A 21,878-nucleotide genomic window follows, 5' to 3' on the forward strand; every position below is an offset into this window, starting at 1 on the left:
AGCACGAGGCTTCGCTAATGCAATCCAAGAGTGGATTTAATCTGTCTTGGTTAAAACCTGACGTACATTCCCTCGCGTTTAAGTTTGGCTTATCTATCTGCGTGCTTATTATTATTAGCATGTCGACCCTAGCTGGTTTTTTACTTTACCACCAGTCGTCCCAAAACCAGCGCTTTATGAATGATTTTGGTCAAATCATTGTCAAACAATTGGCCGCATCAGCCAAAGAGCCATTATTTGCCCAGCAATATCAGGAGTTAGATATCCTGAGCAAAAATGTATCGATTGATCATAATGTCATTAGTACCGCCATTTTTTCACATACCGGCGAAAAAATTGTCAGCAATGGCCAGCTTCCACCTGATAATGAAATTCAATTTACCGAGCCGTTTTATACCCTAGGTCAAACTTGGCGTTTTGATTATCAAAAAGAACCGGTCTTAATTGTCCATACCAGTCCGATCAGTTTTAACCAAGTAGTGGCTGGTTACGCCCTAGTGGTATTCTCTCAAGACAGTCTTTACCAACAGCTAAAACAACAGCTGGTCATGATGCTAAGCACGGCAATCGTATTATTACTGATCGTAATGTTGGCCGGGCTTTATCTCGGTCAGGTACTGTCAAAACCGATCTCTACCCTTGCGAATGTGGCCAAAAACATGCAAGCCGGCAAACAACCCAGCGTGCCGGTAGAGCGAAGAAACGATGAATTAGGCAAGCTTTTAGATTCGATCAACGCCATGGGCGAAGGCTTGGTGCAAAAAGATCATGTTGAATCGATGATGAGCAAGTTTCTGTCCAAAGATGTGGCGCAAAAAATCATCAATAAAATCGAAACCGTTGAGCTGGCTGGTGAGCAAGTCGAGGCTACCGTTCTGTTTGCCGACATTGTCGGCTTTACCAGCATTTCAGAGAAAATATCGCCTGAGCAAGTGCAGCAATTATTGAATGAATATTATGGATATTTTAATGCCTGTGCGCGCTTTTATTTTGGCTCAGTTGACAAGTTCATTGGCGACTGTGTCATGGTGGTGTTTGGCGCCCCAGATGCAGATGACAAACATCAATTTCACGCGATTGCCTGCGCACTTTTGATGCAAGAATTAGCCAAACAGCTGAATCAGCGCCGACAATCGCAGGGCCTTTATCCCATTGAATTACGCATCGGTATCAATTCAGGCAATATGTTAGCCGGCATACTGGGTTCGAGCGCAAGAATGGAATATACCGTGGTTGGTGACGCAGTAAATTTAGCCTCTAGGCTTTGCTCAGAAGCCGAAGGAGCTGAGGTGATTATTCAACAATCACTTTATCAGCAAGTTCATTCAGACTATCCTATGCAGGTAACAGAAGGCAAAACCATCCGGGTGCGGGGTAAAGAAGAGCCGGTACAGATCTTCAAAGTCGAGAGTATTCAGCACCCCTACCCCGTTGTTATGAGCAATCTTATTGCTGACATTTTGGCCAAAAAAATTGATTAAATATCAGGCATAAACATGCTGCAACAGCGCTATTGGACTCACTTTTTTATCAGCTTGCTAAGTTGCTACTTATACAGTTGTGCGATGGTGCAGCCAAATGATCATCAACGCCTACAACAGCAAATCGACAATCAGGCCTTCGATCAAGCTTTAGCCACTTACGACAATATGAGCGAACTTGATCGGCAGGCATACGATCGTGACGCCATTAATCAACAACGTCAGCGCTATATTCAGCAATGTTTAAAACTGGCTCGCCGCTCTATCGGCAACAAGCAATGGCTCTCAGCACAAAGCGAGCTGGATAACTGCCTTGAAAAAGTAGCCTCAAGTAAAGTGTTGCAGACCGAATTAATCGTATTAAACCGGCGTATTGATCGTGAGCGAGCACGAATTCCGGCGCAGCTGCTTATGCTCGAAACCCAAAACTATTTTGCCCGTGAAAGTCTTGATGATGCCTGGCAAGCGAATTCAGCTGAGCCAATACCGTTTCTAAACCCAAGCTTTGCCGATGCAGCCAGCAAGCAGGCTGCTGCTAATCGTTTAGCCGACTATGGGCAAACTTTATTAAGTAACGATAATCAACAAGGTCTCGTTTATATTCGCACGGCCAATCAACTGTCTCCAAATGCTGACTGGCAAAAAATTCTCAAGCAATCAGCTGATCGTAAAGCTCAGCAAAAAAGCAATGCACGCAATCGCGAGAAACGCATTCGTGAGGCAAAGCTGAAAGAAAGCCAGCAACAGTTTGCGCAAAACCTCAAGGACGGGAATATACAGCAGGCACAGCAATCCTTACAGCAAACTAAGAGTCTTATCAGCACTGATGGTGAGCAGCGCTGGTATGCAACGGCAGAACAAAAACTGTCGCAGCAAACGGCATTAGCCGTACAGGCCTATATTGACCAAGGTCAGCAACGCTATATCAATGGCGAGGTTGATGCCGCTATAAAACTATGGCAACAAGGCCAGTTGTTAGCTCCCGATAACCGCCAGCTGCGTGACAATCTCGACCGGGCTGAAAAATTCAAGCAAACTTATGAAAGCCTGAAAGGCAATTAGCTGCCAAGTACTGAACAAGGACTTTATCGGAATAGCAGCGTGAGAAAACCATTTTCATTGCAAGACATTGTCGCAGAATGTGAGGTTGAGGAAGGGCATTATCAGATTGATGGGAAATCGCTAGGCTTAAAAATTTGTGTGCCAGAAGCGCTGTATACTCATTTTCCATTTCAGCAGTCTGCTTACGATTTTCTTCAATTTTTACGTAGCAGCATCTTTGACTACGGTATTGTTGAATTCCCTAATCTACCGCTTAACCCACTCAATTACACCCTTGCACAACGAGATCCGTCTGAACACAACTACAGTCAAAACCCTTTTTTAACCGGTCGCTGTCAGTCACCGCATCAGGATACACCGCCATACCCCACGGCCTTCTGGTTAGATGGCTTGCGGCAGTATTCAGCGACTTGGGTAATGTCGCAATCCATGCAGCAGCATTATCAGCAATTACAGTCAGCAACGCAGGCCAGCGACAATGCTCTTCATCAACGGCTGGTTCAACAGAGCTTAGCGCAAGGACAGGCAATCTTAGTTAATCACACCCCTGGTCTTTTGTTAATCGATAACAGCTCGGCGCAAAATCTTTACCACGCACGCACAACAAAACTTGACCATTTAGACAATTTTTGTAAACTACGCCATGATTCGCCGCTGTACGCCTTTAACGAGATTGGCCTAATGCACTATATTGACCAGCTTGATGAGCGACGGGGTCAACAACACCGTGATAGCACGCTAAGCGCTGAGATACTTACCTTTATGCGTCGGGAGTCTCTTACTTAACGCCACGGTAAGTTTAAGCGACTAAACCGTCACAGGCATAGACGTAAACCCCTTATTCGCTATCGACGCATGATGTTTAACGGTGATAAGAGCTCGCGAATCCGTCTGCCTTGATCTACTTTTAGAGTTCAAAGGCAACTAACCCTTTTCTTTGACACGACTGAGCTATCTATTATGCATATCGAAAATGATATAAAACTAGGCTTCAAAGATGTACTGATTCGACCCAAGCGTTCAACCCTTAAAAGCCGTTCGCAAGTTTCACTTGAGCGCAGCTACACTTTTCTGAATAGTCGTCAAAGCTGGACCGGCGTACCGATTATTGCAGCGAATATGGATACCGTTGGCACCTTTGAGATGGCTAAAAAATTGGCCAGTTTTGGTATTCTCACCGCCGTTCATAAACATTATTCGGTAGCTGATTGGCAGCAATTTATCACGGATTTAGCACCAGAGCTGCTAGAGCACATCATGCTCTCAACCGGCACCTCTGATGCCGATTTTGATAAAATAAAAGCCATTATTGCTCAAAATCCGGGCATAAAATTTCTCTGTATCGATGTGGCTAATGGCTATTCGGAACATTTCGTCGCATTTGTGCGCAAAGCCCGACAGGCTTTACCCAACATAACCATCATTGCCGGCAATGTTGTGACCGGCGAGATGACAGAAGAATTACTATTATCGGGTGCTGATATTGTGAAGGTGGGTATTGGCCCAGGTTCGGTCTGTACGACTCGAGTGAAAACCGGGGTTGGTTATCCGCAGCTATCCGCGGCCATTGAATGTGCCGACGCTGCTCATGGTCTGGGTGGGCATATTATTTCGGACGGCGGTTGCACCTGCGCAGGTGACGTGGCCAAAGCGTTTGGCGCTGGCTCAGATTTTGTCATGTTAGGTGGCATGTTAGCGGGTCATGATGAGTCTGGCGGTCAACTGGTTGAAGAAAATGGTCAGCAATTCAAACAGTTTTATGGCATGTCTTCAGCAACCGCGATGGATAAACATGCTGGCGGCGTTGCTAACTATCGCGCCAGTGAAGGAAAAACCGTCTCGGTTGCCTATCGTGGGCCAGTTGAGTTTACGGTGCAAGATATCCTGGGCGGTGTTCGCTCAACCTGTACCTATGTTGGTGCCGCCAGTTTAAAAGAGTTGTCAAAGCGTACAACGTTTATCCGGGTGCAAGAGCAAGAAAACAACGTATTCGGTAAAGAATAAGTTACCGTCTGCAAAAACGATGTAAAAATACCCGCACAGCGGGTATTTTTTTATCAAAAATCTGCGACTCGCGGGCAAAAACTCGCGGGCAAAAAAAAGCCGAAGCATAGCTTCGGCAAAGTACGTTTAATTCCATCAAACGACGTATTGCTTAAGGGGAAACAATACGATTAACTACTATCAATAAGTCAGACTGCAGTTACATAAAAGAGTTCAAAACTTTTGTAAAACTTTTTAAAAATATTCTTATTGGCATAAAAAAACCCGCATATCGCGGGTTTTCGTAGAACAGAAAATCGATCAGCCGCTTAGAGCGCCGACTCTAATTCTGGAACAGCATCAAACAAGTCAGCGACTAAGCCGTAGTCAGCAACCTGAAAAATAGGCGCTTCTTCGTCTTTATTGATTGCCACAATGACTTTTGAGTCTTTCATGCCAGCCAGATGCTGAATAGCGCCTGAAATACCCACGGCAATATAAAGATCTGGCGCAACAATCTTACCGGTTTGGCCAACCTGCATATCGTTTGGTACAAAACCTGCGTCAACTGCGGCACGAGATGCACCTACGGCTGCGCCCAATTTATCGGCAACTTTATAAAGCATTTCAAAGTTATCGCCGTTTTGCATACCACGACCACCGGAAACAACAATGCCAGCAGAAGTCAGTTCAGGACGATCAGAAACCGCAATTTCTTCTTTTACAAACTCAGATACACCTGCGTTCGATGCAGCAGCGTGTGCTTCAACAGCGGCAGCACCACCCTCAGCAGCGACAGCATCGAATGCTGTAGTACGAACAGTAATGACTTTCTTAGCATCATTCGATTGAACTTTAGCGATGACGTTACCCGCATAAATCGGACGCTTAAAGGTGTCAGCCGACTCAACTGCAATGATGTCAGAGATCATTTGTACATCAAGCAAGGCCGCAACACGGGGTAAGGTGTTTTTACCGTTAGAAGTCGCAGGTGCAAGAATATATTGATAATCAGCGGCTAATTCGACCAGCAAAGCACTGACATTCTCAGCTAGCTGATGCGCATACGCTTCATTATCCGCCAGGATTACCTTGCTAACGCCGCTTGCAGCTGCTGCTGCATCAGCGGCAGCTTGTGCGCCACTACCAGCAACCAATACGGTAATATCGCCGCCGATCGCTTGCGCCGCAGCAATTGTGTTTAGGGTAGCGCCTTTAAGGCTTGCGTTATCGTGCTCTGCAAGAATAAGAATACTCATAAGACAATCTCCTTAAATAACTTTCGCTTCTGACTTAAGCTTTTCAACAAGCTCAGCCACCGTTTCAACTTTGATACCTGCTTCGCGCTCAGCCGGACCTTCAACACTGATTAGAGCTGTACGGGCCGCAACGTCAACACCAAGATCAGCAGGCGCTTTGATGTCCATTGGCTTTTTCTTAGCTTTCATAATATTGGGTAAGGAAGCATATCGAGGCTCGTTCAGACGAAGGTCTGTAGTAACCACCGCTGGAAGGTTTAGACCAACTGTTTGCAAACCGCCGTCAATTTCACGGGTCACATTGACCTTGCCATCAGCAACTTCAACTTCAGAGGCAAACGTGCCCTGACCCATACCGGCTAATGCTGCCAGCATTTGGCCAGTTTGGTTGTTATCACCATCGATAGATTGTTTACCTAGAATGACTAGATCAGGCTTTTCTTCGGCAACAATAGCGTTCAGTAATTTAGCAATCGCCAGCGGCTCAAGTTCAGCGTCAGTCTCAACCAAGATGCCACGGTCAGCACCTAATGCCAGTGCCGTGCGAATTTGTTCTTGGCAGGCTTTTTCACCTAATGAAACGGCTACAACTTCGGTTGCTGCGCCTTTTTCTTTTAAGCGGACCGCTTCTTCAACGGCAATTTCACAAAATGGGTTGATCGACATTTTGGCATTTGCCAAATCTGGGCCAGTGCCGTCACTTTTTGGACGAACTTTCACGTTGTAGTCAACTACACGTTTAACTGCTACAAGAACCTTCATGTGTTGCTCTCTATCAGTGGTTAAAAATCAAAATATGGCACGAAATCAGGCTTTAGCAAGCAAATATACGCGCCGTTAAACAATTCGGCGCATATACTGACGGTTATTGGCTTTGCGGTCAATAGCTTATGCATTCGAAGGATCCGTTCAAGAAGCCAAATGAGAGCGATTTTCATCTAGAAAAACAAGCACTTAGGGTTTTTTTAAAGTGATTTTATAATTGCTAAAGTAGATGAATTTTCTGTATAATTTGCGCACATTTTTTAGCGTGATACCGAAGCGACTTTTTCAAGTGGTTTTTCAACATCTACACAGCTGTCGAGAAACGTAAAATTTGCAGTATTGCGACTAAATCAAAAAGACGCTTATGAGCACCAAAAACAGGCCCTAAATAACCGTGGGCCGCTTGCTAAGCTATTATTATAGTTATGATTGCAAGCAACTAATGACGTATATGAGGTATGCATTGTGGAAAGAGAATTTATGGAATTCGACGTACTAATCGTCGGCGCCGGCCCAGCGGGTTTATCTGCGGCTTGTAAAATTCGCCAGCTCAGTGAAGAAACTGGGAAAGACATCAGCGTCTGTGTCGTTGAAAAAGGCTCTGAAGTTGGTGCACATATTTTATCCGGTGCGGTGTTTGAGCCACGAGCCTTGAATGAATTATTCCCTAATTGGCAAGAGATGGGTGCACCGGTTAATACAGCGGTGAAACGCGACGATATCTTTATGCTTACCTCGGCCGAAAAGGCGATCAAAGTGCCGCATTTTGCTGTGCCGAAAACGATGCACAATGAAGGTAACTATATTATTTCGCTTGCCAACCTCTGTCGCTGGTTAGCCGAGCAGGCCGAGGGTATGGGCGCAGAAATCTACCCTGGTTTTGCAGCGAGTGAAGTTTTATATAATGACGATGGTAGTGTTGGCGGCGTAATCACTGGTGATATGGGCGTTGGTGAAGACGGTGAACCCACTGACATGTATATGCCTGGCATGGAACTACGCGCCAAATACACATTGTTCTCTGAAGGTTGCCGTGGCCACTTAGGCAAGACTCTATTAGAAAAATTTGACCTAGCCGCCGGCAAAGATCCTCAACACTACGGCATTGGTATCAAAGAGATTTGGGAAATCCCCGCCGAGCAGCATGAAGAAGGGCTTGTGGTTCATACCGCAGGCTGGCCTTTATCAGAGTCTGGCTGTTCGGGTGGTTCATTTTTATACCACATCGAGAACAATCAGGTTGTTTGCGGCCTAATCACCGATCTGAGTTACGATAATCCACATGTCAGCCCTTTTGAAGAGTTTCAGCGCTATAAGCACCATCCTGAGGTAAAAAAATACCTCGACGGTGGTAGCCGTCTTGTTTACGGTGCCAGAGCGATTGCCAAAGGCGGTTTACAGTCCTTGCCAAAAATGACCTTCCCAGGCGGCTTGTTAATTGGTTGTGATGCAGGCACGCTTAACGCGGCGAAAATTAAAGGCAGTCACTGCGCCATGAAATCTGGCTTATTGGCGGCTGAAGTCGTACACAAAGCGCTAACCGTGGATGAGAAAAGCGGCGAAGAACTTAGCGAATATACTAAGGCGTTTGAAGGCTCCTGGCTTTACAAAGAGTTGCACACCCAGCGCAATTTTGCCCCGGCTCAGCACAAATTTGGCAATATTATTGGCAGTGCCTATGCGTTTCTAGATATCAACATTTTCAATGGCAAACTGCCATGGACAATGCGTGATGGCAAAGCTGATCACGCGGTCATGAAACCTGCCAGTGAATGCCAAGTTATTGCCTACCCTAAGCCTGACAACAAGCTTAGCTTCGATCGTTTGTCCTCTGTTTTCTTATCGAATACAAACCATGAAGAAAACCAGCCTTGTCACCTGAGACTGGCTGATCCAGATTTACCGCTTAAACATAACCTACCCTTGTACGACGAACCCGCACAGCGTTACTGCCCTGCTGGCGTTTATGAGATTGTAGAAGAAGAAAGCGGCGATAAACGGTTTCAAATTAACGGACAAAACTGTGTTCACTGTAAAACCTGTGATATCAAAGATCCGTCACAGAATATTACCTGGGTCACACCAGAAGGTGCTGGCGGTCCAAACTACCCGAATATGTAAGTGATACATCTTATAGTCAGCTGAAGAGTATCTTTTCAGCTGCGAGCATTGATGATTAGACCCATGCTTAGGCGTGGGTTTTTTTATGTCTGCTTTTTATGTCTGCTTATTATGTATGCTTTGTTATATGCATGCTTTTTATGAATGCCTTCAACACAATAAGTATGCAGCAATAGAAAATGTTAAGACTGGAAAGATTTACTAAGCATAAGCGCCAGTATCGCCGTAATGCCATAAAAAAGCACAATCATTGGTCCTGCGGGAAAATCCATACTCGCAGCTACCAGCAAACCAAAACTTACTGACAAAATTCCCGTAGTCCAAGCCAGTAACAGTTTAGCTTTATACGCCTGTAAAAATACGGTAGCGAGGGCTGACATAATTAAACTAGCAAATACCACGTAAACCCCAACCAGCTGCACTGACGAGGTTATCGCCGCCGCAAAAATGGCATAAAAACCTAAGCCTTGACGACAGCGCGGTAGCGTAAACCACAGTAATAAAATCAAGACATAAATAGGTAGGTGACTTAACACTTGTGTAAAGTCGACAAACAACACTTGCCCGGCAAGCAAATGATTCAGCGCTTCACCACCATGCGGGTTATGACTAAGCGCTAACACGGCTAGAGAAGCCGCAAGTACATAGCTACAACCAATAACCGCTTCTTGGTATTGATTAAAATATTTCTCGCACCAGTGAAACGCAGCTGCAGCAATACAGGCGAAGCTCAATGCCAATAGCTGGCTGATCCACCATGCATCAATATGCAGCCATTCAAGCGCTACTAGCATGCCTAAACCGGCAATTTGTGCAATCGCTAGATCAATAAAAATAATGCCACGCTGTAAAACTGAAATGCCCAGTGGCGCATGTGTTAAGGCAATTAACACACAAACACACCAGGCAGGGAGAAGAATGCTGAGCAATTCTGCGTTCAAGATTACTCCTTGCTCGCCGCAAGTAATAAATCTATATGCTGCTGATACAAGGAAAACAGATCGCTGGCTTGTTCCGAGCCACCGACTGTATAAGGCATCTTAATCGCAGTGATACCCGTCTTAGCCACAAACCACTCTACCGGGTCCTCTGACTGATAAGGCGCATATAACAAAGCATTTGCAGGTGACTGCTTATGTTTCAGCAATAATTCAGATAAATGTTTACTGGTTGGCGGGATCCCCGGCAATGGCTCAAGATCAGCCAATAGCGTTATCTCTAACCAGTCTAATAAGTAACTGAAATTTTTGTGATACACCATCACCGAACGGCCCTGAAGCGCCTGCGCTTGCTGCTCCCAAGCTGTAATAGCAGTTTGCCATTGTGCCTGGAATTCACTCAAGCTCGCGGCAAAACGTGACTGTTGCGCTGGGCTGATGCTAGTCAGCCTTTGCGTAAGCGCCTCGGCAATCGTCAGTACATGATAGGGGTTCAAATGCACATGCGGGTTGCCTGCACTGTGCACATCACCCATACTGCGATCTAAAGCCACTGGCACTTCCAGCTTGTCGCTGATTTGATCAGCCGCCATTAAATAGCCTATTTGACCTGGCTGAACCGAGGCCTTAGCTTTTCGCAGCAGCAGCGGCAGCCAGCCAACTTCCAGTTCAGCGCCGGTGCAGAAAACTAAATCGGCTTTTCTCACCTTAGCCAATAGCGATGGCCTGGCTTGAATATAGTGCGGATCTTGACGCGCCGACGTTGCAGTAAACACCTTCACCGCATCTCCACCAATAGTTTCAGCAAGACTACCCCACTCTGGCTCACAGGCAAAAACATTCACCGCTTTAGCTTCAGCTGAAGCAGCATACACAGCTGCCGTTAACAGCCAAATGGCCGTTAACGACGAGGTTAAAAACCCTTTAGAAGCTATGCGCACCATGACTACCCAAGCTCATCACATATTGCAGTGTTAGCATATCAACCGACTCGTCTTCAACGCTCAATTCACTGAATTGTAAGCGAACATAGCTGAAGTGGCTTGGCGACCAATCAACCATAATAGAGCTACGATCAAAGCTGTCATCACTTGAGGCTAAACCTGATTCTTCAAGAAACTCTTCTTCATCAGTATCAAGTTTGTTGTCAGCTTCGATAGAGTCATAACGAACACCTACTCGCCACTGAGGAAGGAACTTATACACAGCCTGCGCATAATAACCACTTTGCTCACCATCATAGTCGGCCGACTCTGCTACACCGTCATGTTCCATAACCGACAGACCAGACTCGTTGCGAACAAAGTATTCCGTTTGGAAAGTGAANCTGGTGTTTTTGTTATTGCCGTTAGGCGCCCATTTATAAACAAAGTCAACGCCAGTCACATCAACATCGCCATCAGCAATCGCTGCGCCATGTTCTTCTTCACCGTCTTCTTCGCCGCCATGGTCATGGCCACCGCCCTCGCGCTCATCAAAGCTTGCTTCATAATAAGACGCGCCTAACTGCCAGCTTGATGAATCGCCAATGTCGCCACCAACTTTAACAAATGCTGCTGCACCGGTGTCGTTATCCTCGTTACTGCCTGAAGGGTATTCGTTGCCGGCACTGACTTCAGCACCGAACTGAAGAAAGAAATCGGTTGGCGCTAACCAGCTAAGTTGAAGACCAGTCTGTCTTAAGTTGCCACCAAATAAGGCATCGTATACCAGAGGTCGATCGGCAAAATCCTGCGCGTGCTCATGCTGAGCATTTAAATAGCCGATATTCGAAAAATACTTACCACCTTTTAAAGTAAACCCAGCAAGGCTTGATAAGGTTTCGAAATAGGCTTCTTCAAACTCCAGCTCAGTCTCACCATCTTCGTAGACAATCGCTGTGGTTAACATGGCATAAAATTTATCATCAACGTTGGCTGAAATGACTAATTCATTATGGCCCGTGCTAAAGCCATTTTCAGGTAAACCCGCTTCGCCACCTAGCTGAAAGCCAGGTAATTCTAGCTCATCTTCGTCTGATGAATTGTCAACGTCATTATAACGTCCATCTAAAATCAAGCTGATAGCAGGATTAAATTCATTCGCAGTAATACGGTTTTTGCCTGCTTTATTAAGTGTATCTTGATTTTCGTTGGCAAAAGCAAGGGGTGCCGCAAGCATTAGGCCAGCAGCAAAGGGAATAGAAATTTTCATAAAAATCTTCTCTGTAGTAGTTAATTGTAAAAATGGAGAACTACACTAACAGAGGCGGAGCACGGCTTAGGCCGTAACGAGGAAAACTGGTATTCGATGAGGCTAGCGCCGAGTCATCAGGGCTTATCGGGGGAAATACCGCAATAATATGCAGCGCATGCGATAGCGGTAAGGTTTGACTATCGAAGTGCAGCAGAAGCTCGCAGCCCACATCATGATGCCCATCAGCGTGCTCAAGCTCATGATGCATTGCCAAAGCCTGAGCAGACAGCAATAACAGCAGTAAAGCTAGGGCCAATAAAGGCTGATGATAGCGACTAAGACGGAGCATACAGACTGGCAAAAATTGCACTCTTTTTAAACGAGAGCAATTCTCAACAATAACGCTCCGTTAATCAAGCAAAAGCTGCATTAAATCTTAGCGAAAATTGCTGCTGGCGTCGTTACAGCATCGGTTAGCAAAGCATCAAATCAAGCTAGGGCATTCCACTGATGTGCACCTGTTGCTGGTTTGCAGGAATGCGCCAACCTTTCGCATCGAAACCTTGTTTAATCACCTCACGCAGCTTAGTCGCAACCACAAAATGCTTTGCGGGCTTGACCGGCATTGATACTCTAAAATGCATCGCCGAGGGCTCAAAGGCAACAATACCTTTAACTTCTAGAGCATCGGTAACATCGTCTGCCATCGCCTGCTGCACCTGCGCACCGCAGTCAATTAAAAAGCTTCGCGCCTCAACAACATCCACATCATAACTGAATGGCACTTCAACCACTGCGAAGGTGAAATCTTTGCTATAGTTTTTAATATGGTTTAAATCGCCATTTCGTAAAATATGCAAATTACCCTCAGGGTCCCTGATTTTGGTCGTGCGAAAATCGATATGCTCAACTGCGCCTAACACTTGACCCGTATCGATCACGTCGCCGACCAAAAAAATATTTTCAAATAAGATAAAAAATCCGCTAACAATATCGTTAATCAGTGGTTGAGCACCAAAGCCAATAACCACACCCAAAATACCGGCACCTGCCAAAAATGGCATAATATCAATACCTAGGGCGCCTAAAATCAGCACCAAGGTGACGAAATACACAACATATTGATAGATGGTTTTCATCAGCGGCATAATCGTGGCTCTGCGACGCATCACCATCTCGTCATAATCACCTTCATATTGCTTATGATCGATAAGCAGATTACCCGCATCAATAATGACTCGGGCGATGAAGAAAATCACAATACTTTGAATTAAGCGCGGGCCCAGTTTGGCAAATTCTGCGATTGGTGTCAGTTGCGCAATCACAAGACTTAAGCCCGCAATCCAAATAATATAGGCTAAGCTTTTTTGTAATAATGGTAATAAGGGCTGCAGTGCCTCAAAATAGGCCTGCCATGCCTTACTCGATGCTAACTGATGCATGAAGCTGTTTAAGGCTAACACGACTACTGCAACCATGCGTGCAGCAATAGTGGCTAAGCCAATGATTAAGTAGATAGAAATCGCTTTGATTAATAGCTGATATATTGAGTCTGCAAGCGCTAATTGCTCGGTGACAAAAACGATGAAAAAGAGCCAGGCTGCAATCGTAAAAACCTGCGACAGACTATTAAAGAAACGACGAATTTCAGATGTATTGCTTTGAAAGTGAGTAAATTTTTCGGTTCGCGTTTGGGAGGCGGCAAAAAAGCGGTGTAGATACTTTAAACCAAAACCGATAGCTACCGCAGCGGCTAAAATTTTTCCCAAGGCAAGGCTTAGATGCAGCCAAATATCGGCTGAAATATTGCTAATCCATTGCTCTAACACAATGTAGGGTGACTGATTTTGCCACACTAACCATGCATTTAAGAGAATAATTAGCAGGATCAAAAAGCAGACTAATAGCAGCAAGCCAAATCGATACCAACGCCACATATCATTCAGCTGTGACTCAAACTGCACTAGCGTTTCACGTTTGGCTAAATAACTAAAAATCAAACGGGCTATATAAAAGCAACAGGCGGTCAATACCAACAGCAGTAACAGCTCAGCACCAACCACGGCTAAAATCGATAGAACGTGTTCAGTGGATTGTAAAATCTCAGGCATGCGAAATCCTTCAGCGTGTATCCCTTTAGGATTAATTAACCGCAGATTGCCTAGAAAATCAAGCCTCGCTGAGTGAATTGCTCTGTCTAGATACTTGACGACGCGATAAGCTAACAAACACGACTGGAACAACCAGTAAGGTCAAGACTGTTCCAATCGAGAGGCCGCCGACGATAACCCAACCGATTTGCTCACGCGTTTCAGCCCCTGCGCCACTTGCCAATGCTAGTGGAAGAGCACCTAACACCGTTGCGGCAGCAGTCATCAAAATCGGCCTGAACCGTGTTTGCGCTGCCATCAGCATGGCAGAAACTTTGTTATGTCCATCTGCAATCGCTTGGTTGGCGAACTCTACCATCAAGATACCGTGCTTAGTAATCAGACCTACTAAGGTAATCAAGCCAATTTTAGAATAAATATTTAAGCTGCCATCGCTTAACTTAAGCGCAATCAAAGCACCGACAAACGCCGGCAGCACCGCCGTTAAAATAATAAATGGGTCGTTAAAACTTTCAAATTGTGCCGCCATTACCAGATAGATAAATAATATCGCCAAGGCAAACGCAAACAACAGCGTATTACCCGACTGAATATACTCACGTGTCCCATCACGATATGCGATCCGCATGCTGGGGTTTATATTAGCTAAGCTTGTTTCGATAAACTCCACGGCCTCACCAATACTGTAGTTGGCATTAACCCCAGCGGTAATTTGAGCAGCGCGGTATTTATCAAAATGTGGCAGCTCACCCGCAGTGGTAGTGTAGCGCACGGTAACTAAATTATTTAAGGCGACTAATTCACCTTGCGCAGAGCGCAGATATATATCTTGAATATCCTGTGGGCTCAGTCGCTGGCCTTGCTCAAGCTGGACTAACACATCAAACTGCTGATTGCCCTGCTTATAGCGCGTCACCGTTCTCGAACCTAACAAGGTTTCGAGTGTTGTTGCTATATCTCGCGCATCAACACCAAAGTTAGCCGCTTTTTGTCGGTCAATATCAATTTGCAACTCAGGCTTGTTCAATCGCAAGTCTAAACGCACCTGATTCATACCCGGGTTTTTCTGCATCTCGGCCACAAGCTGATTGCCGGTATTAAGAATATCTTCATAGCTTTGACTCGACTGCAACATAATTGATATTGGGGTAGATGAGTCGGCGCCTAAAGACTGCGGCGGCATAGCAAAGGCAATAATATCTGGCAGTTGATAAAAACCTTTCATAGCATCGTAGGCAATGTCGACCGAATGTCGCTCGCGATCGGCATAGGATTTCAGGGGTACAAAAGAGATGCCCTGCGTGGAGGCAGGAAAACCGGCTACCACGAAATATCCGCGTACATCCGGCATCGACTGATAAACCGCTTCTTTACCACGGCTGGCCTCACTGATAAATTTCGGCGTTACGCCCTCCGCACCTATGGCTATAGTGAAAAAATATCCTCTATCTTCCACCGGCGATAGCTCGTCGGCTAAAGGCCGAAGCAGCGGATTGGTAAGTCCGGTAGGAAGCAGGCTCAAGGTAACCACTAGGCAAAGTAGCAATATTAGCCAGCCCATCAGTCGATGATGCAAGAGCCATTCAAGCAAAAGTTGATACTGCTGCGCCGCATACTTGAGCAGCTTATCAAACCAGCCAAGTGCAGCGGGCGGCTCCAGCTTAGCCGCATCTGCAGAGAGTAGCTTACTGCACAGCATCGGCGATAAGGTCAGTGCAACAAAGCCAGACACTAAAACGGCACCGGCCAGCGTTAGCGCAAACTCAATAAACAGTTTACCCGTCCTACCCTCGGTGAATGCGACTGGTGCAAATACAGCCGCTAGCGTAATCGTCATCGCGACAATCGCGAAACCGATTTCTTGTGCACCATCTAGAGCAGCTTGACGTGCTGACTTACCTTGCTCTAGATGACGATAAATGTTTTCTAACATCACAATGGCATCATCTACCACTAGGCCGATTGCGAGCACTAAAGCTAATAAGGTTAAGGTATTAATTGTAAAACCAAATGCAAGCATTAGCGCAAATGCACCAATAATAGATACCGGCACTGCTGCCATCGGAATTAATGTAGCACGCGCAGATTGTAAAAATAAAAAAATCACCAGCAGTACTAACACAAACGCTTCTATTAACGTTGACCAAACTGCCGCTATCGAACCTTCAATAAATACGCTGGCATCATAGGGTGTGGCTAGCTGCAAATCTGCAGGGAAGTCCCGCTGCAGCTCGGCAATACTTCGGTCAACTTGCTCAGCAACTTCGAGCGGGTTTGCAGTTGCCTGTTTCACAACTCCTATACCTATCGCGGGTTGGCCATTATAGCGAACATAGCTTCGTTCATCTTGCACGCCCAGTGCAACTTTCGCAACATCAGCTAAGCGCAGCTGAGCACCTGCTTGATCACGAATAATAACATTCTCAAAGTCTGTAACCGTAGACAGTTGCGTTTGCGGGTAAACGCTAAACTCTTGCGCCGCCGACTCAATTAAGCCAGCCGGCAATTCGACATTCTGGCCTTTCACCGCTGCTTCTATATCTTGTGCGGTGACTTTATAAGCGGCCATCTTGTCTTTTTGCAACCATATACGCATCGCCTGGCGCCGCTCGCCAAGTATGCGAATTTCGGCAATGCCAGCGATGGTCTGTAATGCGTCTTTGATTTGATTCTCAGCTATATGATTCACCTCTACTGGACTGCGAGTCGTTGAGCTGAGCGCTAAATACATAAACGGTGTAGCGCCTGCTTCCACCTTGGCAACTACAGGTTCGTCAATTTCATCCGGTAAAAGCTGTCTTACGCGTGCCACACGATCTCGCACATCGGAAGCCGCCGCATCCGCATTGCGCGACAACTGAAAATGAACCGATATCTGCGACAGGCCTTGTTTAGATTTTGACGATAGAAAATCAATACCATCAATACCCGATAAAGATTCCTCTAGCACATCAGTAACCTGTGATTCCATAATATAGCCAGAGGCGCCTTTATAGCTGGTCGTAACGCTGACTACTGGTACATCGATATTAGGGTATTCGCGAATACTGAGCTGCTGAAATGCAACTAGACCCAGCAAGATTACGATAATATTTATCACCATCGCCAGCACTGGACGATGAATGAAAATAGACAATATCCGCATGCCTAAGGCTCCGGGTCTGATGGCGACGCACTATCCTGCGCAGGCGCTGCTGTGCTGCTAACGCCTTCGCCATCGATGGCAGCAGCCATCAATGGCATACCATCAAACGGCACTTTATGATGCCCTGCAACGACCACTAGGTCAGTTGCATTTAAGCCTTCACCTATAGCGACTTGCTGATTTTGATAACTCAATACCTCGACATTCACAGTTTTTGATAGACCGTCCTGACTTAACATGAGCTGCGTTGCATCACCGTTGCGAAACACTGCCGACTCAGGCAACCAAAGTACCTGATCTTGCTGCTTTACGGTTAACGCCACTTTGGCAAACAAGCCAGGTTTTAGCTGCTTATCCGGATTATCCAGCTTTGCCCTTACCTGCATGGCGCGTGTCGCGGTATCAATAGAGGGTGCTAGCGCAATTACCGTTGCCTGGCGATCAATCGCGAGTGCCGGTATTGTGATCGCAATGTCCGCATTAACACTTAAAGCACTGAGCAGTGTCTCAGGTACGGAAAAGTCAACATATAAAGGATCAAGATTAACGATTTCAATCAAGCCATCACCTTGGCTGACAAAGTCACCGAGATTAACCTGCCTAATACCTAAATAACCGGCAAATGGCGCGGTGACCGCATGCTTGCTGAGCTCTATGTTGGCAACCGACAACATGGCTTGCGCAGTTTCAAATTCAGCTTGTGCTTTATCGACATCAAATTGCGAATTTACCTGCCGCTTGAACAAACTGCGAGCACGCTGTAATTCTTCATCAGCTAATTTGAGATCCGCTGTGGCACGGGATAATTCGGCACGTGCAATTTGGTCGTCTAACTGAATCAGCAATGCATCTTTGGCTACAAACTGGCCATCCTGAAATAATAACTGGTCGATCACCGCATCGCGCTCAGCGCGGAGCAAGGTATGCTGAGAGGCTGACAGGGTTGCTGGCATATCTAATGCCTCGATCAAAACCCCGGCTTTTGGCGCCATCATGCTGACCATCGCCGGCGGCATGCCAGATGAAGCACTCGTTGGGTTCTGCTCACTACAGGCAGAAAGCAGAAGCAGGCTGCACCCTAATAGCGTGCTCATAAGGGTAGTTCTTAATCTCAACAACATTCGATTACTCATCAACGACAAAATCGCGCAATTTTACCGAAAACTGTGATTGACCATAGACAATTTTTTGTAATATTTGCAAAAGACCTCACTAAAAGAAGTTGCTATGATCGAATTTGGGGGATCAAGCAACAATGCTTAATAAACTGTGGTTTTACTTTTTCTTTATCAGCTTTTGCGCCTGTTTATGGCAAACTCTTCAAGGCAATGCATTAGTTTTCAATCAAGTTATTGATAGCCTGTTTGCTATCAGCCAAACCGCTGTCAATATTGCCATTGGCTTGATTGGACTCATGTGCTTTTGGCTAGGCTTATTTAATATCATTGAGGCTGCTGGCTTAATGGCTCACCTCAGTCGCCTTCTGCACCCCCTGTTTAAAGTTTTACTGCCAGAGGTGCCTAAAGATCACCCAGCCAGTGCAGCCATTACGATGAATCTCGCCGCCAATATATTGGGTTTAGACAATGCGGCCACGCCGCTGGGCATAAAGGCAATGCAACAGCTACAAACGCTAAATCCCAGGCCGCAAGTCGCAAGCAATGCGCAAATTTTATTTTTGGTATTAAATACATCATCGGTCACCTTATTACCGGTTACTATTTTCATGTTTCGCGCACAAGCTGGCGCGGCGTCTAGTACTGATGTTTTTTTACCTATTCTTTTAGCCACCAGCGCCTCAAGCTTTATTGGCCTGCTGAGCGTTGCCGCCTTTCAAAAGCTACCGATTTATAAGCCTGTTGTATTGTTATATTTTGCCGTATTCGCCGCATTCATCAGTTGCATGGTGATGGTCATCGGCCAATTAGGGGAAGCGGCGCTGCAGTATTACTCATCGCTGAGTGCCAATATTTTTCTATTTAGCTTTATTATCGGGGTGTTAAGCTTCGCCTATTTTCGTCATATTGATGTTTACCACCAATTCATTGAAGGTGCTAAACATGGATTTGATACTGCCATTCAATTAATCCCTTATCTAGTCGCTATGTTAGCGGCCATTGCCTTGTTGCGCAGCAGTGGTGTGCTGACGATGATAACTGAAACGATTGCAAGCATAGTGGTTGCTCTGGGTTGGGATAGCCGTTTTGTTGACGCTTTACCGACAGCAATGATGAAACCGTTCTCAGGCTCGGGCAGTCGAGCCATGATGTTAGAAAGTTTTGAATATTTTGGCGTCGATAGCCTTGTAGGACGCATGAGTTCGATTATGCAGGGCTCGACCGAAACCACCTTCTATGTGCTAGCGGTATATTTCGGCGCTGTCGGTATCCGGTTTGGCCGTCATGCGGTATTTTGCGGTTTATTAGCTGACCTAGCGGGCATCATCGCAGCTATTATGATCAGTTATTACTTTTTCGGTTAACTATCTTCGGCTAAATACCAGAAAATGGATTTATACAGCTGCCTAAGCTATTGCGATTTAAGGAAATTTTGCAATAATGTAGCAGCTTTTACATTCTTTAAAAGCCGCATATCGATTTATATTTTCTAGGAATTTTTTTATGTTTTTGCATCTTATCATTGCCGCAGTAACTGGCTTTATTTTCGCTGGTTTTTTTGCGGCTTACTCGCTTGCTGACAACAGCGTTTTTCATTTTGATATTTTAACCAGCGCAGCTTTTGTATTGGCAAATTTATCCAGCGTGCTTATCTACCAAGCCATTAATACTAACAGCAAGACAGCATCGAGTTCGGCTGCGCCAGCAAACAAGCGAGCATCTGCCAAGTCAGCAGCGCAGCGTGAGCAAGGCAGTGTTAAATGGTTCAATGTCTCAAAGGGCTTCGGCTTCATTACTCGTGACAATGCTGATGATATTTTCGTGCATTATCGTTCGATTCGTGGCCAAGGCAGACGCCGCTTATTCGAGGGCCAGGCTGTCAGCTTTACCGTCATTGATAGCGACAAAGGGCTACAAGCGGATGATGTTGAAGTCATCGACTAGAATTATTAAACTTTAAGCAATAAAAAAAGCAGCCTAGGGCTGCTTTTTTTATTGCTGCTTTTGTACTGATGATTTTGTACTGTTGCGTATCTCAGCGTTTATTTGCTGCCATAGACCTTTTGCGCTGGCACTTCTTCAGCTAAAAGCTTTTCCATCGCTTCACCAATTTCATTTGGCTGCCATTGTGCACCTTTATCAATGCCTTTAGTTGAACGCCAACCATCAGCAATAGAAATTTTACCACCTTCAGACTCGAAACAACGACCAGAGACATGCGCAGATTCGGCTGAACCAAGCCATGCAAGCAAGGTTGATACATTCTCAGGTGCCCAGTAGTCGAAAGAATCATCTTCAGGCTTCTTCATCATTTCAGCCATTGACTCAACTGCTGTGGTCATACCTGTGCGAGCAGCAGGTGCAATCGAATTAGCGGTGATACCGTAACGACCCAGTTCAGCCGCTTGGTTAAGGGTTAATGCTGCAATACCCGCTTTCGCAGCAGCATAGTTAGATTGACCAACACTGCCTTGTAAGCCTGCACCTGATGTCGTGTTGATGATACGCGCATCGACCGCTTCACCCGCTTTCGCTTTGTCTTTCCAATAGTGCACGGCATGCGAGGTAATACAGAAATGCCCTTTAAGGTGAACAGCCATGATCGTGTCCCACTCTTGCTCAGTCATTGAGGCAAACATACGGTCACGGTTAACACCTGCATTATTTAATACGATATCTAAGCCGCCAAAAGACTCAATAGCTTGCTTTACAGCATTGCTTGAATCTTCATAGTTTGTGATATCTGAGGTATTAACCATCGCTTTGCCGCCCGATGCTGTAATTTCATCGACAACCGCTTGCGCCGCAGCTTCGTTAATATCGTTAACGACCACAGCACAGCCTTCAGCGGCAAAAACTTTAGCGTGTGCAGCGCCTAAACCGCCGCCAGCACCCGTGATGATCGCAACACGATTATCTAAAACACCCATTTTATTCTCCTAATTATAATCTTTCGATAATGGTGACATTGGCTTGACCACCACCTTCGCACATTGTTTGCAAACCGTAGCGGCCGCCTGTGCGCTCTAACTCGTTTAATAAGGTCGTCATTAATTTCGTACCCGTAGCACCAAGAGGATGGCCTAAAGCAATCGCACCACCATTCACATTGGTTTTCTCATGTGGGTAGCCTGTCTCTTTCAGCCATGCCATCGCAACTGATGCAAAGGCTTCATTGATTTCAACGAGGTCGATATCATCAAGTGTAAGACCTGCTTTTTCTAAAGCATATTCAGTTGCAGGAATTGGCGCGGTTAACATCCAGATTGGGTCATCCGCTCGCACCGACATATGCACAATACGCGCACGTGGCTTTAAGTTATATTTTTTAAGCGCGGCCTCTGAGACGATTAGCATCGCCGATGCTGCATCACAGGTTTGTGAAGCCACCGCTGCGGTGACTTTGTCACATCCGAAGAGATAATCTAATTCAGCCATTTTCTCAAGCGTGGTATCACGTGGCGTTTCATCCATCGTTACACCTTCCATGGGCACAATCTCGTTATCAAAACGTCCTTCTTCAATGGCTTTGAGCGCACGTTTGTGCGACTCAAGAGAAAACGCTTCTAACTCTTCTCGCGAAAGATCCCATTTATCGGCGATCATTTGTGCCGAGTTAAACTGCGTAGGCGGCTGATCGCCATAACGATCGACCCAACCTTTTGAACCAGAGAACGGGTCTTTAATACCCAAAGGCTCAGCAGCAGTCATGGCATACGA

At 45.8% G+C, this 21,878-nt stretch carries 18 protein-coding genes; 7 read left to right on the plus strand and 11 right to left on the minus strand.

The features are described 5' to 3' along the window. Nucleotides 1-17 precede the first annotated feature (17 nt). From HRU21_00770 to HRU21_00785, 4 genes are all read left to right on the plus strand, one after another. Entirely contained in the window at nt 18-1,481 is a 1,464-nt protein-coding gene (locus HRU21_00770; protein NRA40816.1) for a HAMP domain-containing protein, read from the plus strand. Between the two features lie 15 nt (nt 1,482-1,496). Further along, a complete protein-coding gene (locus HRU21_00775) occupies nt 1,497-2,543 on the plus strand; it encodes a hypothetical protein (GenBank protein NRA40817.1) in 1,047 nt (348 codons plus the stop codon). 39 nt (nt 2,544-2,582) lie between these two features. Beyond that, nucleotides 2,583-3,329, plus strand: a complete 747-nt coding sequence (locus HRU21_00780; GenBank protein ID NRA40818.1) for a hypothetical protein — start codon at nt 2,583-2,585, stop codon at nt 3,327-3,329. Nucleotides 3,330-3,503: 174 nt separating this feature from the next. Beyond that, a complete protein-coding gene (locus HRU21_00785) occupies nt 3,504-4,547 on the plus strand; it encodes a GMP reductase (protein ID NRA40819.1) in 1,044 nt (347 codons plus the stop codon). A 308-nt stretch (nt 4,548-4,855) separates the two neighbouring features. On the opposite strand, the gene HRU21_00790 is transcribed toward HRU21_00785, so the two are convergent. Then, nucleotides 4,856-5,785, minus strand: coding sequence for an electron transfer flavoprotein subunit alpha/FixB family protein (locus HRU21_00790; GenBank protein ID NRA40820.1), 930 nt, complete (start codon nt 5,783-5,785; stop codon nt 4,856-4,858). Between the two features lie 12 nt (nt 5,786-5,797). Then, nucleotides 5,798-6,547: an electron transfer flavoprotein subunit beta/FixA family protein gene (locus HRU21_00795; GenBank protein NRA40821.1), complete on the minus strand. Its 750-nt coding sequence runs from the start codon at nt 6,545-6,547 to the stop codon at nt 5,798-5,800. A gap of 468 nt (nt 6,548-7,015) precedes the next feature. Here HRU21_00795 and HRU21_00800 point away from each other — a divergent pair, with 468 nt between their 5' ends. Continuing rightward, the gene (locus HRU21_00800) at nt 7,016-8,671 is read left to right on the plus strand and encodes an electron transfer flavoprotein-ubiquinone oxidoreductase (protein NRA40822.1); all 1,656 of its coding nucleotides are present in this window, start codon (nt 7,016-7,018) and stop codon (nt 8,669-8,671) included. Between the two features lie 182 nt (nt 8,672-8,853). On the opposite strand, the gene HRU21_00805 is transcribed toward HRU21_00800, so the two are convergent. From HRU21_00805 to HRU21_00835, 7 genes are all read right to left on the minus strand, one after another. Next, the gene (locus HRU21_00805) at nt 8,854-9,612 is read right to left on the minus strand and encodes a metal ABC transporter permease (GenBank protein NRA40823.1); all 759 of its coding nucleotides are present in this window, start codon (nt 9,610-9,612) and stop codon (nt 8,854-8,856) included. 2 nt (nt 9,613-9,614) lie between these two features. After that, on the minus strand, nt 9,615-10,553 hold the full coding sequence (locus HRU21_00810; GenBank protein ID NRA40824.1) for a zinc ABC transporter substrate-binding protein: 939 nt from the start codon (nt 10,551-10,553) through the stop codon (nt 9,615-9,617). Then, the gene (locus HRU21_00815) at nt 10,534-11,802 is read right to left on the minus strand and encodes a hypothetical protein (protein ID NRA40825.1); all 1,269 of its coding nucleotides are present in this window, start codon (nt 11,800-11,802) and stop codon (nt 10,534-10,536) included. The genes HRU21_00810 and HRU21_00815 overlap by 20 nt, the downstream gene beginning before the upstream one ends. Nucleotides 11,803-11,842: 40 nt before the next feature. Continuing rightward, nucleotides 11,843-12,133, minus strand: a complete 291-nt coding sequence (locus tag HRU21_00820) for a hypothetical protein (protein ID NRA40826.1) — start codon at nt 12,131-12,133, stop codon at nt 11,843-11,845. Nucleotides 12,134-12,278: 145 nt separating this feature from the next. Further along, nucleotides 12,279-13,895 carry a mechanosensitive ion channel family protein gene (locus HRU21_00825; GenBank protein ID NRA40827.1) on the minus strand — a complete coding sequence of 539 codons (1,617 nt, stop codon included), beginning with the start codon at nt 13,893-13,895 and terminating at the stop codon, nt 12,279-12,281. A 58-nt stretch (nt 13,896-13,953) separates the two neighbouring features. Next, on the minus strand, nt 13,954-17,040 hold the full coding sequence (locus tag HRU21_00830; protein ID NRA40828.1) for an efflux RND transporter permease subunit: 3,087 nt from the start codon (nt 17,038-17,040) through the stop codon (nt 13,954-13,956). Nucleotides 17,041-17,042: 2 nt separating this feature from the next. Continuing rightward, nucleotides 17,043-18,134, minus strand: a complete 1,092-nt coding sequence (locus tag HRU21_00835; GenBank protein NRA40829.1) for an efflux RND transporter periplasmic adaptor subunit — start codon at nt 18,132-18,134, stop codon at nt 17,043-17,045. Between the two features lie 161 nt (nt 18,135-18,295). Here HRU21_00835 and HRU21_00840 point away from each other — a divergent pair, with 161 nt between their 5' ends. Both HRU21_00840 and HRU21_00845 read left to right on the plus strand, forming a co-directional pair. Further along, nucleotides 18,296-19,522, plus strand: coding sequence for a hypothetical protein (locus HRU21_00840; GenBank protein ID NRA40830.1), 1,227 nt, complete (start codon nt 18,296-18,298; stop codon nt 19,520-19,522). 139 nt (nt 19,523-19,661) lie between these two features. Then, on the plus strand, nt 19,662-20,102 hold the full coding sequence (locus HRU21_00845) for a cold shock domain-containing protein (GenBank protein ID NRA40831.1): 441 nt from the start codon (nt 19,662-19,664) through the stop codon (nt 20,100-20,102). 98 nt (nt 20,103-20,200) lie between these two features. Here HRU21_00845 and HRU21_00850 read toward each other — a convergent pair whose 3' ends face one another. Both HRU21_00850 and HRU21_00855 read right to left on the minus strand, forming a co-directional pair. Beyond that, nucleotides 20,201-21,088, minus strand: a complete 888-nt coding sequence (locus HRU21_00850; GenBank protein NRA40832.1) for an SDR family NAD(P)-dependent oxidoreductase — start codon at nt 21,086-21,088, stop codon at nt 20,201-20,203. 13 nt (nt 21,089-21,101) lie between these two features. Then, the coding region (locus HRU21_00855; protein ID NRA40833.1) for an acetyl-CoA C-acyltransferase at nt 21,102-21,878 on the minus strand (777 nt) is incomplete at its 5' end.

The organism is Pseudomonadales bacterium (genome assembly GCA_013215025.1).
Classification (GTDB): domain Bacteria; phylum Pseudomonadota; class Gammaproteobacteria; order Pseudomonadales; family DT-91; genus DT-91.